Annotated in this window: 16 protein-coding genes and 2 pseudogenes; 8 read left to right on the top strand and 10 right to left on the bottom strand. The window is 69.1% G+C overall.

What is annotated here, in order from left to right:
• Window positions 1-243: 243 nt before the first annotated feature.
• A complete protein-coding gene (locus tag ETD86_RS08005) occupies window positions 244-1,287 on the bottom strand; it encodes a saccharopine dehydrogenase family protein (protein ID WP_138665461.1) in 1,044 nt (347 codons plus the stop codon).
• A gap of 103 nt (window positions 1,288-1,390) precedes the next feature.
• Between ETD86_RS08005 and ETD86_RS08000 the strand changes: the two genes are divergently transcribed.
• Window positions 1,391-2,338, top strand: a complete 948-nt coding sequence (locus tag ETD86_RS08000; RefSeq protein ID WP_138665460.1) for a helix-turn-helix domain-containing protein — start codon at window positions 1,391-1,393, stop codon at window positions 2,336-2,338.
• Between the two features lie 249 nt (window positions 2,339-2,587).
• Here the strand turns inward: ETD86_RS08000 and ETD86_RS07995 are convergent, their stop codons facing one another.
• On the bottom strand, window positions 2,588-3,088 hold the full coding sequence (locus ETD86_RS07995; RefSeq protein WP_138665459.1) for a MarR family winged helix-turn-helix transcriptional regulator: 501 nt from the start codon (window positions 3,086-3,088) through the stop codon (window positions 2,588-2,590).
• A 108-nt stretch (window positions 3,089-3,196) separates the two neighbouring features.
• On the opposite strand from ETD86_RS07995, the gene ETD86_RS07990 reads away from it, so the two are divergent.
• Both ETD86_RS07990 and ETD86_RS07985 read left to right on the top strand, forming a co-directional pair.
• The gene (locus tag ETD86_RS07990; protein ID WP_211369898.1) at window positions 3,197-3,520 is read left to right on the top strand and encodes a hypothetical protein; all 324 of its coding nucleotides are present in this window, start codon (window positions 3,197-3,199) and stop codon (window positions 3,518-3,520) included.
• A gap of 88 nt (window positions 3,521-3,608) precedes the next feature.
• Complete coding sequence (locus ETD86_RS07985; RefSeq protein ID WP_246147765.1) at window positions 3,609-5,333, top strand: FAD-binding oxidoreductase; 1,725 nt, start codon at window positions 3,609-3,611, stop codon at window positions 5,331-5,333.
• Between the two features lie 117 nt (window positions 5,334-5,450).
• Here the strand turns inward: ETD86_RS07985 and ETD86_RS07980 are convergent, their stop codons facing one another.
• Window positions 5,451-6,332 (bottom strand): MBL fold metallo-hydrolase, encoded by an 882-nt coding sequence (locus ETD86_RS07980; RefSeq protein ID WP_211369897.1) that lies wholly within the window; start codon window positions 6,330-6,332, stop codon window positions 5,451-5,453.
• Window positions 6,333-6,471: 139 nt separating this feature from the next.
• Here ETD86_RS07980 and ETD86_RS07975 point away from each other — a divergent pair, with 139 nt between their 5' ends.
• The gene (locus tag ETD86_RS07975) at window positions 6,472-7,161 is read left to right on the top strand and encodes a TetR/AcrR family transcriptional regulator (protein ID WP_138665456.1); all 690 of its coding nucleotides are present in this window, start codon (window positions 6,472-6,474) and stop codon (window positions 7,159-7,161) included.
• 14 nt (window positions 7,162-7,175) lie between these two features.
• Here ETD86_RS07975 and ETD86_RS54920 read toward each other — a convergent pair whose 3' ends face one another.
• On the bottom strand, window positions 7,176-7,433 hold the full coding sequence (locus tag ETD86_RS54920; RefSeq protein WP_170222943.1) for a hypothetical protein: 258 nt from the start codon (window positions 7,431-7,433) through the stop codon (window positions 7,176-7,178).
• Window positions 7,434-7,498: 65 nt separating this feature from the next.
• Window positions 7,499-7,873 (bottom strand): VOC family protein, encoded by a 375-nt coding sequence (locus tag ETD86_RS07965; protein WP_138665455.1) that lies wholly within the window; start codon window positions 7,871-7,873, stop codon window positions 7,499-7,501.
• Window positions 7,874-8,197: 324 nt separating this feature from the next.
• Here ETD86_RS07965 and ETD86_RS07960 point away from each other — a divergent pair, with 324 nt between their 5' ends.
• On the top strand, window positions 8,198-9,094 hold the full coding sequence (locus ETD86_RS07960) for an ABC transporter permease (protein WP_246147764.1): 897 nt from the start codon (window positions 8,198-8,200) through the stop codon (window positions 9,092-9,094).
• Window positions 9,095-9,291: 197 nt separating this feature from the next.
• Here the strand turns inward: ETD86_RS07960 and ETD86_RS54910 are convergent, their stop codons facing one another.
• The gene (locus ETD86_RS54910; RefSeq protein ID WP_170222942.1) at window positions 9,292-9,564 is read right to left on the bottom strand and encodes an NUDIX hydrolase; all 273 of its coding nucleotides are present in this window, start codon (window positions 9,562-9,564) and stop codon (window positions 9,292-9,294) included.
• A gap of 273 nt (window positions 9,565-9,837) precedes the next feature.
• Window positions 9,838-10,326 carry a hypothetical protein gene (locus ETD86_RS07955; RefSeq protein WP_211369896.1) on the bottom strand — a complete coding sequence of 163 codons (489 nt, stop codon included), beginning with the start codon at window positions 10,324-10,326 and terminating at the stop codon, window positions 9,838-9,840.
• A gap of 32 nt (window positions 10,327-10,358) precedes the next feature.
• On the opposite strand from ETD86_RS07955, the pseudogene ETD86_RS07950 reads away from it, so the two are divergent.
• The 3 genes and pseudogenes from ETD86_RS07950 to ETD86_RS07940 all read left to right on the top strand — a co-directional run.
• A pseudogene (locus ETD86_RS07950) lies at window positions 10,359-10,631 on the top strand (transposase); the annotation flags it as partial.
• Between the two features lie 22 nt (window positions 10,632-10,653).
• A complete protein-coding gene (locus ETD86_RS07945; protein ID WP_138665453.1) occupies window positions 10,654-11,406 on the top strand; it encodes a class I SAM-dependent methyltransferase in 753 nt (250 codons plus the stop codon).
• 830 nt (window positions 11,407-12,236) lie between these two features.
• On the top strand, window positions 12,237-12,926 hold the full coding sequence (locus ETD86_RS07940; RefSeq protein WP_138665452.1) for a DUF899 domain-containing protein: 690 nt from the start codon (window positions 12,237-12,239) through the stop codon (window positions 12,924-12,926).
• Between the two features lie 226 nt (window positions 12,927-13,152).
• On the opposite strand, the gene ETD86_RS07935 is transcribed toward ETD86_RS07940, so the two are convergent.
• From ETD86_RS07935 to ETD86_RS59600, 3 genes and pseudogenes are all read right to left on the bottom strand, one after another.
• Window positions 13,153-13,524: a hypothetical protein gene (locus tag ETD86_RS07935; protein ID WP_138665451.1), complete on the bottom strand. Its 372-nt coding sequence runs from the start codon at window positions 13,522-13,524 to the stop codon at window positions 13,153-13,155.
• Between the two features lie 23 nt (window positions 13,525-13,547).
• A complete protein-coding gene (locus ETD86_RS07930) occupies window positions 13,548-14,693 on the bottom strand; it encodes a CU044_5270 family protein (RefSeq protein WP_138665450.1) in 1,146 nt (381 codons plus the stop codon).
• Window positions 14,690-14,836: pseudogene (locus ETD86_RS59600) on the bottom strand (RNA polymerase subunit sigma-24); the annotation flags it as partial. The pseudogene ETD86_RS59600 and the gene ETD86_RS07930, both read right to left, overlap by 4 nt.
• Between the last annotated feature and the right edge of the window lie 138 nt (window positions 14,837-14,974).

Here is a 14,974-nt window from a genome sequence, read left to right as displayed (position 1 = left end):
ACAGCCGACTCGCCGCCGGGCGGACCAGTGTCCACCGGCTCGGACCGGTCGGTTCTGCTGTTTCACGCTCGACGACGGTAACCACATCGGGTTCCTCGCCCGCTTCGCGCCGTGATGCGGGGTGGTGCGTCGCGTCTGGAAGGCTGACCTCCGTATTCGGCCCGGACGGCCGCCCCGCACGAGTGATCGGCCGGCCCATCGACCGCACCGACCATGGTCTGGATCCCCGGCATGGGTCGCCGGTCAAACGCGTGTGTCGAGCGGGACGTGCAGCGAGAGGTGCGAGGACAACGCGCGAAGGAAGTCCGGGGCGTCGAAGATGGCGCCCGCGGAGGCGACGCCGGTGGTCCTGGTCCGGCCGGTGAGGATGCGGTCGACGGCCTCCACCGCGAGTGGCGCGCTGATGGCGTAGATGTCCTGACCGGCGGCGGATACGCGGCGTTCCGTGCCGCCGGAGCGGACGAGGACGTCGACGACGAAGGTCTGCGCGGAGCGGCCGCGCTCGTCGACGGCGGTCGGTGCCGAGGCGTCAGGCGCGGACAGGTCCTCGGCCGCCTTGGCGGTCATGTAGGTGCGCACCTCCGGGACTGCGACGTGGCTGGGAACGGTGACGACATCGGCCATGGTGAACTCCCCGATGACGCTCTGGGGGCCGAGCGGAGCCGGGAAGGGCCACTCCAGGGTCGGCAGAGCGTCGTCGTGATACTCCAGCCGGCCGCCCGTGTAGCGGACACGGCGGCCACCCCGTCGCTGCCCCGAGACTGCGCCCGCAGCCAGCGTTCCGGCAGTGGGGTGCCAACTGCTCAGGCCGTAGGCGATGTGCGCCTCGTCCGCCGCCGTCCAGTCGCCCATCGCGGTGGTGACCAGCAGGTCGCCGAGGCCGCCGTAGAAGGCCATCGCCGGGACCACCACGGTGCCCGCGGCGCGGGCGCGCTCCGCGAAGTGCGCGAACGTGTCAACGTTCGCCTCGATCTCGGCCGCCACGTCGACATACGGGATGCCGGCGCGCAGCGCCGCCTCGACCAGCGGGGCGGCGGTCGTGGCGAAGGGCCCGGCGCAGTTGATCACGGCGGTCGCGCCGTTCAGCGCACGGTCGAGCGAGGCCGGATCGTCGACCGACGCCTGCCGCGCCTCCAGCCCGGGGTGGGCCTCCACCAGCGCCAGCAGCTTGTCCTGGTCGCGACCGAGGAGCAACGGGACGTATCCGCGTTCGCACAACTCCGCGACCACGAACCGCCCGGTGTGTCCGTAGGCGCCGAACACCGCCACGTTCCGACTCGATCCCATGCCTGCTCCCGCGTGCTTCGAAGTGATTCAGTGCGTGAATCCTGTCCCAGTCGGTCCATCGATGCCTAGTGTCTGAAACGACATGACCCGTACAATTCCCGACATGAGCTCTTTCCCGCGCTCCGTCGCGGTCGCCGCCACCGACGGGATGCTGCACTTCGAGCTGGCCCTGGCTTATGAGGTCTTCGGCTCCGCCCCGGACGCCGTGCCAGGTCCCTGGTACGACGTCAGGGTGTGCGGCACGCACGCCGTCCGGGTCGGCCGGTTCCTCGTGGAGCCGGACTGCGGGCTCGATCGGTTGGCGCACGCCGACACCGTGATCGTTCCCGCCTTGGCGGACGTCGACGAGGACCCGCCGGCCGACCTGGTCGAGGCGGTGCGCGCAGCCCACGAGTCGGGCGCGCGGGTGGTCTCCCTGTGCACGGGCGTGTTCGTGCTCGCCGCCGCCGGCCTGCTGGACGGGCTGCGCGCGACCACGCACTGGGCCCACACCGAGCAGCTGGCCGCGCGCCATCCCCGGGTGAAGGTCGACCCGGACGTGCTCTACGTCGACAACGGCAGCGTGCTCACGTCTGCGGGCAAGGCCGCAGCGATGGACCTGTGCCTGCATCTGGTCCGCCGCGACCACGGCTCGGCGATCGCCAACGTGGTCGCCCGCCGCCTGGTCGTGCCGCCGCACCGGGCCGGTGGCCAGGCCCAGTTCGTCACCACACCGGTGCCCGCCCAGGACGGCCATCCCCTGGCCGAGCTGCTCCCTTGGGTGATGCGGCGGCTGGACCAGCCGCTCACCGTGGAGGACCTCGCCCGCCAGGCGAACATGAGCTCGCGCCACCTGGCCCGCCACTTCCGCTCGGTAACCGGCACCACCCCGTTGCAGTGGCTGCTGACGCAGCGGATCCGCCGCGCGCAGGAGCTGCTGGAGACCACGGACGACAGCGTCGACACCATCGCCTCGGCCGCGGGCATGGGCACGGCGACGACACTGCGCCGCCACTTCCACCGCACGATCGGCGTACCGCCGGACGCCTACCGCCGCACGTTCCGGGTGTGAGGCACTGGCTGCGCATCTCGAAGTCGTCGGCCTCGATCTGGCCGACGTGCGCGCCTCTCGGCCCGCAAGGGTGATCTGCGCATCTGCGGCAAAGGGCCGTGACGGCGGCAAGATCCGCCACCTGCCCGTTCGTCCCTACGCCAAGCCCTTTCCGACTGGCTCCAGGCCCGTGCCGGCTGAAAGGGGGCCGGCAGTGCGGCGGCCGCTACGCACTACCCACCGAATACGCCCGCCTGGAGGCCCTGTCAGTCAGGAGATCGGGGAGTGCGGTGCCTGCTGCGCGTGATGGTCAAGCAGGCGGATGAGCAACCGCACGAGCTGGTCGCGTTCGGCAGGGGTCAGCGGTGCGAGCAGCTCGTCGTGGAGGTCGTCCAGGACCTCGTCGAGTCGGCGCAGGTGCCGGCGGCCTTGGGTGGTGATCGTGATGACGTTCCGGCGACGGTCGTCGGGGTCAGGCGCCCGCTCGACGAGCGCGCGCTCGGCCAGTTCGTTGAGCACGCCGACCATGTCACTGCGGTAGATGCCGGTGCGCTGGCTCAGCGTCGCCTGGCTGCCCGGGCCGTACTCCTGCAACGAGGCAAGCACGGCGTAGTGCCACTTGCGGGCGTCGACCTGGCCCAGCCCCTCGTTGATCAGCCGATCGGACTGGGTGGCCACCTGTGACAACAGTCGGCTCGCCCGTCGGCGGAGCCTGTCCGGTGTCTTCGTCTCGCCGGGGGGCATGTCGGCGGCTTCGGCTCTGCTGGTCATGGCATCGATCCTACCTGTTGCGTTAGTCCGGCTAACGATGTAGGTTCGTTCTCGCCAAAAACGTTAGTGAAGTAAACGTTAATTCAGCGAACGGATTTGGGCATCGCCATGACCACCACCCAAGCCTTCGGCGCCGCGCTCATCGGCCAGCCCGAAAAGGCCCTCAACACGATCCTGGAGCGGCACCTCGCCGGGACCGGCATCACCGAACCCCAGTCGGTGGCCGAGCGCATCGCCGAGCTGACCACCGCGGGACTCCTGCGTGACGGAGGGACGGCAGCGCCCAGGCACGCGAGGCGGGGCAGGCCCGGTGGGCGAAGGTCCGCAACGTCCTCGGCCCGATCATCCAGGGGCTCTGGGGCGACCTGCCCGCTGAGGACCTTAGTACGGGCGGTCGACCAGGCGAAGTCCTTCGAGAAGGCGCATAACTGACATGCTGGAAAGGCGGATAGCTGACATGCTGGATACAAACCCTGTGGCCGACGCGCTCCATATCCCTACGGGGGTCTGGACTGGTCTGGTGCACCACGACGACCAGACCGACTCCTCCACCATTTCGTTCGCACCCGACGGCACAGTTGCGCTCCGCACCCCCCGCAGCGTGGGCACAGGGGTCTGGAGCGCAGACCAGCCCGGCCGGTTCGCCTACGAGCTCACCGAGATCTTCACGCCGGCCGCAGATCGCTCGGGCCGCGTGCAGATCCACGTCGAGGCCCACCTCGAGGGTGCCGTATATCGCGGGATCGGCACCGTCAGGGTGTACTCCCCCGACGGCGTGCTGGTGCACACCACCACCTCGGCCGCGTTCACCGGCGACCGCCTCGCCGGCGGGCAGGCGGCCTGGCACGACGTGGTGAGCTTGGGCGCGCCGATCCGGGGGCGCACGCTCTACCCCGGTGACGAAGGTTTTGAGGAGGCCTGCTCCGGCTGGTTGCTGACGGTCGAGCACCGGCCCGCGGCGGTCGTGGTCGCCGCCGACGCCGATGACGTGGCCGCTGCCGTCCGGTTCGCGGCGAAGGCAGGACGCCCGGTTGCAGTGCAGTCGACCGGGCACGGCAAGTCGGTGCCTGCGGATGGAGCCGTGTTCATCGCCACCGGGGAGCTGCGCGAGCTGTCGGTGGACCCACGCGCCGGCACTGCAAGGATCGGAGCCGGGCTGCGGTGGGGTGAGGTGCTCACCGCAGCGGCCGAGCATGGCCTCGCGCCCCTGTGCGGCTCCTCCGGCCAGGTCGGAGTGATGGGCTACCTGACCGGCGGCGGGCTCCCGCTGACCTGCCGTGCGTACGGCTTCGCCGCCGACTACGTCCGCTCGCTCGACATCGTCACCGCCGATGGCCTGCTCCGCACCGTCTCGCCGGCCCAGGAGCCCGACCTGTTCTGGGCGGTGCGGGGTGGCAAGAGCAACTTCGGTGTCGTGGTCGCGGCCGAGATCGAGCTGCTGCCGCTGCGCACCATCTACGGTGGTGAGCTTTGCTACCCGGGCGAGGACCCCAGGTACGCCGCTCACGTGCTCGGCTCCTACCTGGCCTGGGTCAAGGAGCAGCCGGAGGAGATGTCGTCCTCGGTGACGCTGCTGCGCTTCCCTGACGCGCCGCAGCTGCCCGAGGAGTTCCGCGGCCGTTCGTTCGTGCAGTTCCGAGTGGTCTACACGGGGGACGAGGAGCGGGGTGCGCAGCTGGTGGAGCCGTTGCGCGCGCTCGGCCCGGAGAAGGACACCTGCGGCGCCATGCCGTACACGCAGATCACCGAGATCTACCAGGACCCCAAGAACCCGGTCAGAGCGCACCTGCGCAGCGCGCTGTTGCATGAACTGGATGACGAGGCCGTGGAGGAGCTGGTCTCGTTCATCGACCCGTCGACGCCCGGCGGGCCGTTCCCCGGCATCGAGCTACGTCACCTGGGTGGGGCGCTGAACCGGTCGCCCGGCCGCTCGCACGCGGTCAGCACCCAGGGCGCGGCCTTCCACCTGTGGATGCGGATGCCGGCTCCGGCCGAGCAGGCCTCCGACGAGGTGCTGGAACGGCTCCGGCGGTGGGACACCGGCGCCATGCTTCCGGGGTTCCTGTTCGACCACGACTCGGCTCCCGAGCGGGTCAGGCGGGCCTACACCGAGGCGGACTACCGGCGGCTGGCCGCGCTGAAGGCGGAGTACGACCCGAACCACCTTTTCCGTATCAACCACAACATCCCGCCGTTCAGTAACGGTGAACGCGCCCGATCGTCAACGGCGCAGGACATGAGGTAAGGATCGACATCGCCAGGGCGGCGTGGAGCGCAGCGACGCGGAGTTGGCCGATCGTCCCGCGCGGCGGCGAGAAGTGCGCCTCGACGGCCTGGTCGGCCTTGGTGGCCGGCGCGGCCATCACCGCCCGGCGCTGTCGTAGAAGGCGCGGGCGGCGAAGCCGATCCACTCGGGCCGCTCCCAGGTGGACCAGCGGGCGCGGGCTTCCTTGTCGATCACCTCGGCCGCCTCGTCGGCGGAGGCTCCGGCCGCCCGCAGCCGCCCGGCCTCCCCGCGTACGTAGTCGAGGTAGTCGCGCACGTCGCCGAGCAGCCCGGGGCCGGTCACCTCGCCGTGGCCGGGGACGACGACCTCGGCGCCAAGGGCGATCAGCTCGTCGAGCACGCCCATCCAGCGCTCGCCGTCGACGTCCACGTCGTGAGGCGGGAAGTACGGGGCGATCGGGAAGATACGCGTCTCGAACAGGTCGCCGCCGAACAGCACCCGATCGTCGATGACGATGACCTGGTCGGAGCCCGTGTGCGCCGGGCCGACGGCACGCAGGGCCACCTTGCGTCCACCCAGGTCGATCTCGGCCTCGCCCTCGTAGACCAGGTCGGGATCGACGAGCTCGACATCCTCGAGCTCGGCCGCGACGGCCGGGCTCAAACCCTTGAACATGTCGATGTAGGCGGCGCCCTTGCGGTGCAGCTCGGCCCGCTGGGCGGCGTTGTAGACGATCGTGGCGGCACCCTTGAACACCTGCGCCCCGAACCCGTGCTCGGGGTGGAAGTGCGTGACGGTCAGGTACAGGTGCCGCTCACCGGCCAGGCGCCTGGCCCGCTCCAGGACGTAGGCGCCGTTGCGGGGGCCGATGCCGGTGTCGATGACCAGCGCGGCGTGCTCGCCCACGACGATGCCGACGTTCGGGACGAGTTCGACGCGGTTGTCGGGGATGACGTACACGCCGTCGGACACCTCGACCGGCTCCCCCCGCACGATCGGCGGCGGGCTCGTCCGCACATCGGCGACTGTGCTCTTGCCCGCGGTTGGGGTGATGGCGGACGGCGGGGAATCTGGGGCGCACATGAACTCGGCTCCAATCTGAACAGTGTTGAGATCTGCAGCGTACCAGGGATCTGAGCGGTGTTAAGATCAGGGGGTGAGCAAGGGGCGATATCACCACGGCGACCTGCGCAGCGCTTTGCTGGACGCAGCCGAGGCGCTCGTACGCGAGCGCGGGACCGACAACTGGTCGCTGCGGGAGGCCTCGGCGCGGGTCGGCGTCAGCCCCAGCGCCGCCTACCATCACTTCGCCTCACGCGACACGCTGGTCCGAGCCCTGTCCGAACGGACACTCGCCTGGCTCGGAGACCGCCTGAGGCAGGACTGCGAGCGGGCGCCCGGCCGGCGAACCGACCCCCAGCAGCGCCTGATCGCCATCGGCCGCGGGTATGTGAGCTGGACGGTGGAAGACCCGGCCGTCGCCCGGCTCGTCCTGCGCGCCGGCGCCACCGGCCCGGACTCCTCCATTGCCCCCCACCCGCACGACGTGCTCGCCGCGGAGTTCGACCGGCTCGTGGAAGCCGGCGGCCTGCCGGCTCCGGCACGCCCCGGAGCCGAATTCGTGTTCTGGTCGGCGGTTCACGGACTCGCCGTGCTGCTCGCCGACGGGCTGGTCCACATCGACGGCTCACGGGCCGTCGAGCTCCAGGCCGAGCGCGTGGCCCGCGCCGTGCTCAACGGCCTGGCCCAGGAGAAGACCCCTTCGACTGACCGGCCGACGGCCCGTTCCTCCCACACCGAACGCCTGGCCCGCCGCTCCATCCCCGAGATCGATGAAATCCACTGAAAGTACCGAAACCCTCAACCGGGCAGATGGACGCCGGGGCAGCAGTGGGCGCTGCTGCCGCCGCTGCTCCCGGCGGCGGGGAACACCGCGGGCGCGGGGGCAGCCCCGTGGTCGACGACGACAAACGAGCCGCGATCCTGGCCCGCCGCCAGCGCGGAGAATCCGTCCACACCATCGCCGCCGGAGTCGAAATCTCCGTCGGCGTCGTCCATAGACCCCTGGCAGAAGCCCAGCCAGGGGCTCAGCAGGAACAGCACTCCGCCGGGATCCATAACGACATCCCGTGGAGCAACGCTCTGAGGGTGTGGTTCCGGCGTTTGCCGGTGCGGGCCGGTGCTCAGCTCAGGCGGGCTCGCAGAAGGCAGAATTCGTTGCCTTCGGGGTCGGCCAGGACGTGCCAGGGCTCCTCACCGGTCTGGCCGATGTCGGCCGGGCGCGCCCCGAGCTTCAGGAGGCGTTCGAGCTCGGCGTCCTGATCGCGGTCGGTGGCGTTGACGTCGAAGTGCAGCCGCGGCCTGCCCGTCTTGGGCTCGGTAGTGGGGCTGAAGACCAGAGTCGGCTGCAATCCGCCGAACCCTTCCCGTGGTCCGATCTCCACCGCGCCGTCGTCCTCGGTGTCGAGCACGATGAAGTCCAGCACCTCGCACCAGAACGCCGCCAGCCGTTGCGGATCCCGGCACTCGATCACCAGCTCGGAAATGCGACAAGCCATGATCGTCACCCTACAGGGCATCAACCGCACGCAGCCAATCCTTGAACGGCCCAGGGCCGCGACGCAGTGGGCACCCGGGAGCGGCGGGCCGGCCGGCCTTGCCGCGCGGACCTCGATCAGTTGGCCGTGGGAGCGAACAGGACGCGAGGTTCCCCATCAAGCCGGGTGGTAGGGCTTGGTCGGGTCGGGTGAGGTTGAGCGTTCAGTTGCCGAACCTACGGATGATGGGGGTGATGTAAGGCGAGACGATGGCCAGGTCGTCGCCGCAGGCAAGGGCGAAGGGCGTCCAGATCATGAGGCGTGCCGTGAGGGGCACGAGGACCAGTGATCGCCGCCGAGCCGGGCATCATCAAGGCGGCCGTCCACCACCACTTCCGCACTCGTGAGGAGCTGCTCACGGCCGTGGTCGAGCCGCGCTACGCGAGCTGCGTTGGGGTGGAGTGGGAATTGGCCTGGGGTCGCGGGAAACTGCTTGCCGTGCGTAGCTCGTCGTTGATCTCCCTCACATCGTGGTTGCCGCTCGTCCTGCTCCTGCTGGTGGCGCTCGGCGCGCTCATGGCCTGGGCCGGGCGGTTAGGCCATGGCAAAGCCGTGGTGACCGCGTGTCTCAGAGCGGCGCTGCAGCTTGGCGCGGTATCGGTGGTGATCGCCTGGGTCGTGGCCTATTCCATGGCGGTGGCAGCGTTCATCCTGTTGATGTACGGCGTCGCCACGTTCACCGCGGGCCGGCGCATCGCGGGTGGCCGGGAGCTGTGGTGGGCCGGTGTGCCGATCGCCGCGGGCACCGTGCCGGTACTGGCCATCCTGCTGACGAGCGGGACGATCTCCACGGAGGGGATCGTCGTCATCCCCGTCGCGGGGATCCTGCTGGGCGGCTGCCTGACGGCCACGACCCTGGCCGGCCGGCGGGCGATGGACGATCTGGTTCAGCGCAAAGGGGAGGTGGAGGCGGCGCTGGCTCTGGGGTTCACGCCACGCGACGCCGCGCTGGAGATCTGCCGACCCGCGGCGGCTCAAGCGCTGGTGCCTGCCCTGGATCAGACCAGGACCGTGGGGCTGGTCACCCTGCCGGGGGCGTTCGTGGGCATGCTGATCGGCGGGGCTAGCCCGATCGAGGCGGGGATCGTGCAGCTCGTGGTTTTGGTGGCGTTGCTGGCGGGCGAGGCCACGGCGATCCTGGTGACGGTGGAACTGGTCGCCCGCGGGCGTTTCGCCCGTTAGTATGCGAGCGCCTTCGCCTGGTAAGGCCGCAGCCGTGCCGGCCTCGGCTGCAGAGCAGCTCGGGGACGATGGTGGAACGCGTACAGGACCACGAACGCGTCGGCCCCTGACCATCCGTACACCAGCGCGGCCAGGCCCCCGGTGACAACAATGCGAACCCGAGCACATCGAGTCGCAGACCCCGCGGGGCGCTCACGTCAGCCGGTCACGGAGTAGCACCCGCCGCCTGAGCCGTTCATGACCTGCGCCGTTGCCGGGAACAGCGGCGACGGCAGGTCATCGGGCGCGAACCAGCGCCACGAGCGGAACACCTGCGGCTCCGTCAGCTCAGGCGCGGGCTGCGTCGCCCCCAACTCCATGGTCACCGCCGCCGTCACCCGCACCACTCCCCCGCAATGGTCCAGCACGACGGCGGTGACCTGGGGCGACCCCACGTCGCGGATGCCGGTCTCCTCGCATAGCTCGCTCACGGCGGCCGCCTCGAAAGCTCGCGACCCGGCTTACCTGTCAAAGATCAGAACCAGCCGGAATTTCCGTCGAATATGGCCCTGAGCTGCTGTTACGTAGGGGTTGGCGGCAGGCCATCGCCGCCCCGGCCACACGCGTCGGCTTCGGAGACGACGTCAAGCTCTCCACGCCATCCGCTCTCTCTGGCGAGCACCCCCGACACTGGCAGACGATCTCGAGGTCGCAAACCCCGACAGGCCAGCCCCAGTGACCAGTCAATTCAGGTTGGCAACCCCTCATTGTGCGAGTCCCTCCTGTGTGGGTGTGCCCTTCACAGTGCTCGCGGCGACATCCGTCACGCGGGTTCGGTGCGGCCCCCGCCGCCCCGGTGGGGCGGAGGGGCCGTGACCTGCTGGGAACCGATCTATCCGAGCACCGGGTAGTTCGCGGAACACGTTGTGCGGGTCACGGGCCCGCTTGATCTCCCGCAGCCGCGCGAGCGCGCTGCTGGAGAAGGACTTCGCCGCCGTGTCACCGGGGGACAGCAGGGTGTACGGCTTGCGGCCGCTGATGTAGGCCTCCAGGTCGGCCACGGCCTCGGCCTGCTTGGCGCGCGTCGCGTCGGCCGCGTGCGGCAGGCCGAGACCCAGCAGGCCGAGCAGGTACGGCTCAGCCACCGCGCCGCTGGCACCGGCCCCGACGCCCGGCTCGGCGAGCGCCCCGCCCAGGTGCCTGATCTGCACGTTGATGAGCGGTTCGACCGGCTTGGTCAGCAGGAGCTCCACCGCGTCCGCGTCCAGGCCGGTGCCTGCTCGGCATCACCGTCGTGGCTGCTGACCTGCCCGAGGCCTGGCGACTGTGGGAGGCCATCAACGACTGGTGGGACGAGATCGAGACCTTCATCGAAACCCGGGTCACCAACGCCCGTACCGAGGCCGCGAACACCGCGATCAAGCACATCAAGCGCACCGGACGCGGGTACCGCAACCACCGGCACTACCAGGCCCGTATCCTGCTACGCAGCCACCGGCAGACACACCGCCAGCGCACACGCTTGAATCAGCAGGCCACCACGGCCAACTGCGGATGAGTCGGAAAGGAGGAGGCGCTTCATGAGTGAAGCGTTCTACTCGCACGCGAGGCTGTACGACCTCATGTTCCCGGGCGGCGGGCCCGCAGTCGACTTCTACCGGGGCGACGCCAATCGGCAAGGCGGGCGCGTATTGGAACTCGGATGCGGCACCGGGCATAAGCTGATCCCCATCGCGTCCGACGGGCATCCGTGCGTCGGCCTGGACTTCTCGTCAGACATGCTGGCTGAGGCTCAGCGTAAGGCGAACGAGCGCGGTGTGGCGGTGGAATGGATGCAGGGCGACATGCGGGCCTTCGATCTGGGCCGCACATTCGACTTCGTGTTCATCACAGCCAATTCCCTGCTGCATCTGCATGAGGCTGAGGATCTGGTGAGCTGCTTCCGGTCGGTTCGAAGGCACCTGGCACCTGGAGCACGGTTCGTCTTCGATGTATTCAACCCGAGCGTGCGCCTCCTTGCCGAAGCCGATGGCGTGCGGCGCACCCGGGAGTCGTTGTCGTTCATGGATCCTGGCCGTGGCAACGTTAGCGTCGATGTCGCTGAGATCTACGATGCGCCCGCGCAAGTTACACGCGGGACGTGGTACCTCTCGACTGACTCCGAGCCCGACTTCGTCGTCGCACCGCTCGAAATAAGGAGCATCTTCCCGCAGGAGCTGCCGCTGCTCGTCTCGCTCGGCGGCCTTCGGCTCGTCGAGCGCTTCGGCGACTGGTCCGGCCGGCCATTTGCCGTGGATACGCCGCTTCAACTCTGCATCTGCGAGTCCGCGTGATTGACGGCGAGAGCACCGTCTCGGTCAAGCAAAATTCGCCCTGGCGAACGACACGCATCCCGCACCGAGACAGGCACTTCTACAGCCCGCGTCGTACCGACAGAATCACCGCTCGTGCGAAATCGTCAACGGCCAAGTCCCGCGGCGTGGTGTACGGCGGTTGATCCTTCATCGTGTGCTGGTTAGGCGCTGATCGCGCCGGCGGTGTCACTGGTGATGGCCTCCGCGCTCTGCTCGGTGGTGTTGATCAGCGTCATGCGGCTGCGGGCCAGGACGTCGACGCCGAGGTAGCGGCGGCCCTCGGCCTGGCCCGTATCCTGCTACGCAGCCCACCGGCAGACACGCCGACGGCGCACACCCTTGTATCAGCAGGCCACCACGGCCAACTGCGGATAGCCATCAGACCCCTTCCCTGCACCACCGCAGTCCAGCCGGGAGGACGTCTGCTACCCGCGCTGACCGCGCCCGTCCGTCGGAGTGGAGCACGGTTAATGGACGCCGGGGGCGATTCCGCCGATCCTTGCGACGAAAGCGGTGCGGACCGCCGGATGCGACATGCTCTCTCACCACGACCTTCACCACTTCCGAGATTGACCCCATCGGGATGGGTGGCGATTCAGCCGGTGACCTTGCGGAGGGAAGGCGCTGGCGGGGCGACAGGGCGTGGCGCGGGCATCCGGCGCGGGCAGTCGCTGGGAACGGCATAGCTGCCGCGGTAATCGACGTTCCGTGGCTTTTCCGATCGGATCGGCCGGCCACCGATGAATTCGGCGAACGGGGCAGGTCTACCCCTACACACTGCAAGCTGCGCACCTGATCAGTGAGGGACCATGAGCACAAACGCACTACCGCCGGTCGTCGACGCCGACACCTGGCAGCGTCAGCTCGAAGCACTGCGTGCCCGGGAGAAGGCCGCGACCCGGGAACTCGACGCCATCGCCGCCCAGCGCCGCCGCCTGCCAATGGTGAGGATGCCGGACTACACCCTCGAGGGCGAGGACGGACCGGTTCGACTGGCGGACGTCTTCGAAGGCAGGAGACAGCTGATCGTCTACAACCACATGTGGTTCCCGGGCAAGGAATGGCAGTGCCCGGGCTGCACGGGGTTCACCTCGCAGTTCACCCGGCTGGAGTTCCTGGACAACTACGATGCCCGGTTCGTCATCGTCACGCAGGGCCCGATCGACGAGGCACTCGCCTACAAGCGGCGGGTCGGGAACAAGATGCCCTGGTATTCCACCGCGAACAGCCCGTTCGGCACCGACGTCGGCGCACCGCCCGGCGAAGGCTTCGCCGTCAACGTGTTCCTGCGCGATGGCGACACCGTGTATCGCACCTGGCACACCAACGGCCGGGGCACCGAGCAGCTCAGCCACACCTTCGCGCTGATCGACCTGCTCCCGTACGGGCGGCAGGAGGAGTGGCAAGACTCGCCCGACGGCTGGCCGCAGTCGCCCACCTACAGCCGGTGGGCCACTGCCAAGGACATCGCCGCGCTCTACGGCCCGGATAACGCTTAGAGAGTGTCTTCGAACCTCTAGGCGATCTTGGGCATAGTCACCCACCAAGGCAACACGAGGATGCGGTTACGCGTACTGTCGAGGTCGTCATAGGGAGGGCCGCCTCCGTCCCGGACCTGCGTACGTTGTCGCCCACACGAAAGAGGACAAGACCGGCCTTGTCCTCTCAGGCGATACTTATGACCGTGACGCCGATACCCCAGATCGTCGTCACATCAAACGTCGTCTAACACTTGATCAGAGCCGTGCCGCCTGGGAAGGTTCGCAGCAGGATCAGCGCCGCGGCGTATGCCACGCCGTATTGTGTGGGGAGCCAGCCGCCTCCGATCATGGCGACGGCGAGGCTGATCGCCGAAACCGCGGCGAGTATCAGCGCGCTGACGGTCCGCTCCTGCGCGATTTGCGCTGCCACTCCGGCCGCCGCCAGGGTGCCCGAGGCGGCGAGGAGATCAGCTACCAGCCACGCGTCGAGAAGCCCCACCCGCGCCAGTAGGTCGAGCAGTGGCAACGGGAGCCACGGCGTCCAGATCCAGCTAAGCCCGCCGGCCAGGTTGGCGGCCGAGGGGAGCGCCAGCAGTAGCGACGCCGCAGCCAGCACCCACCGGCGTCGGCGACCACCGCTCAGATCCTTGCCCCAGGCCGATCGGTGACCCCAATGTCCAGACGGGAAGCGAGTGTCATGATCGTCCCCTTCTTGATCGTGTAGGAGTGCCCCTTGTGGATGATCTTCCGGCCCTCTTCCATGCGGACGCCCGGTTCTGGAGCGGTGTAGTCCGCGCTGGCGACCGCACGCTCGCCCAGGTAGGTGTAGGTGGAGCGGTCGAGCAGCAGTTCATGGCTCACCCAACCGTCTTCGACACGAGCCACCGCCACCGCCGGGCGCCCATCGACGTCGACCGCGTCCGGGGCCACCGTCACCCCGGGGATCTTGGCCATGGTCCGGTAGACGGCCGCCTCCTGTGCCGGAGGCACGAGGTTTTGGGCGAGCAATGAGCCAAGCAGCAAGTAGGCCCAGTTGTGCCGGTCCTCCTCGGAATTGTGCAGATCGCCCATATTTGCGTACATCCACGCCAGCAGCGCATCGGGATCCGTGGGGAGTGCCGCCACCGTGGCATAGTCCACTGGAGGCATGCCGCCGCCGGTCGGCGAGCGAACCAGTTTGCCGTCCTCGAAGAGGGCTACCTCTTTGCCGTCGGCCCGGGTCCATGACCGGTCCACGTGGGTCTCCAGCGGCGTTCGCGGGGTTTGCACCTCGCCCGGGGCGGGCTTCCCGACGCCCTGCACGCGCGTCTCGATGTAGACCCACTGGTCTGGCCGGGGGGCGGTGAACTTTCGGTGCAGGGCAGCCTGCGCCGCGCTGTGCAGGACCGTCTGCGCGTTGGCGGCGGGGATAGACAGGCCAGGAACGAGATGGCGGGGGGCGTCGTTTCCGTCGTCTCCATCGGGGTTTCCCATGACGAGCGCGCCCGCGGTGATCGCGGCGGCAAGTGCGCTGGCGGTAATCATGCGTATGCTCACGCGAGGAGGCCGGAACCGGTGTGCGGACCTGCTGCCGGTCGCGGTCGTGGCGGTCACGCCCAGCAGGAGGCGCCGGACACCGTGGGGACGGGCAGGGCGCGTTTCGGGGGCGGCTGTGGTGGGATCCTCGGCGGTGATCAAAGTCAGTAGCGTTTGTGCCTCCGCGTCGGAGGGGTGGCCTCCCGGCTGGCCGGGTGTGACCCGGGCCAGTGCTCTGGTCATGGCGTCGATCTTGTCGGTGTTCTTCACAGCGGCCTCTCCGCCGGCGCAAGCCGGCTTTCCGGCGTTGAATGCATGCCCGCTTGGGCCAGGGCGCGGGAAAAGCGCCGACGGGCGCGGTGGAGCCTGACGCGTACGACGTTGCGCGACAGGCCCAGCGCCGTGGCGAGCTCCTTGTGGTCTAGTACTCCAGTGACACTTCGCGATCATGGTGCGGATCTGCGCTGGTAGTGGCAATGCCGGGCTGTGGCCTGGTGGCGGCGGCGCCAGTCTGACCAGCGCAGGATGTCCGTGATCGTGTGAGTTGTGCC

The sequence above is a fragment of the Nonomuraea turkmeniaca genome, from assembly GCF_005889735.1.
In the GTDB taxonomy this organism is placed as follows: Bacteria; Actinomycetota; Actinomycetes; order Streptosporangiales; family Streptosporangiaceae; genus Nonomuraea; species Nonomuraea turkmeniaca.
The sequence above is the reverse complement of the archived record's forward strand: the minus strand, read 5'-3'. Positions and strand labels throughout refer to the sequence as shown.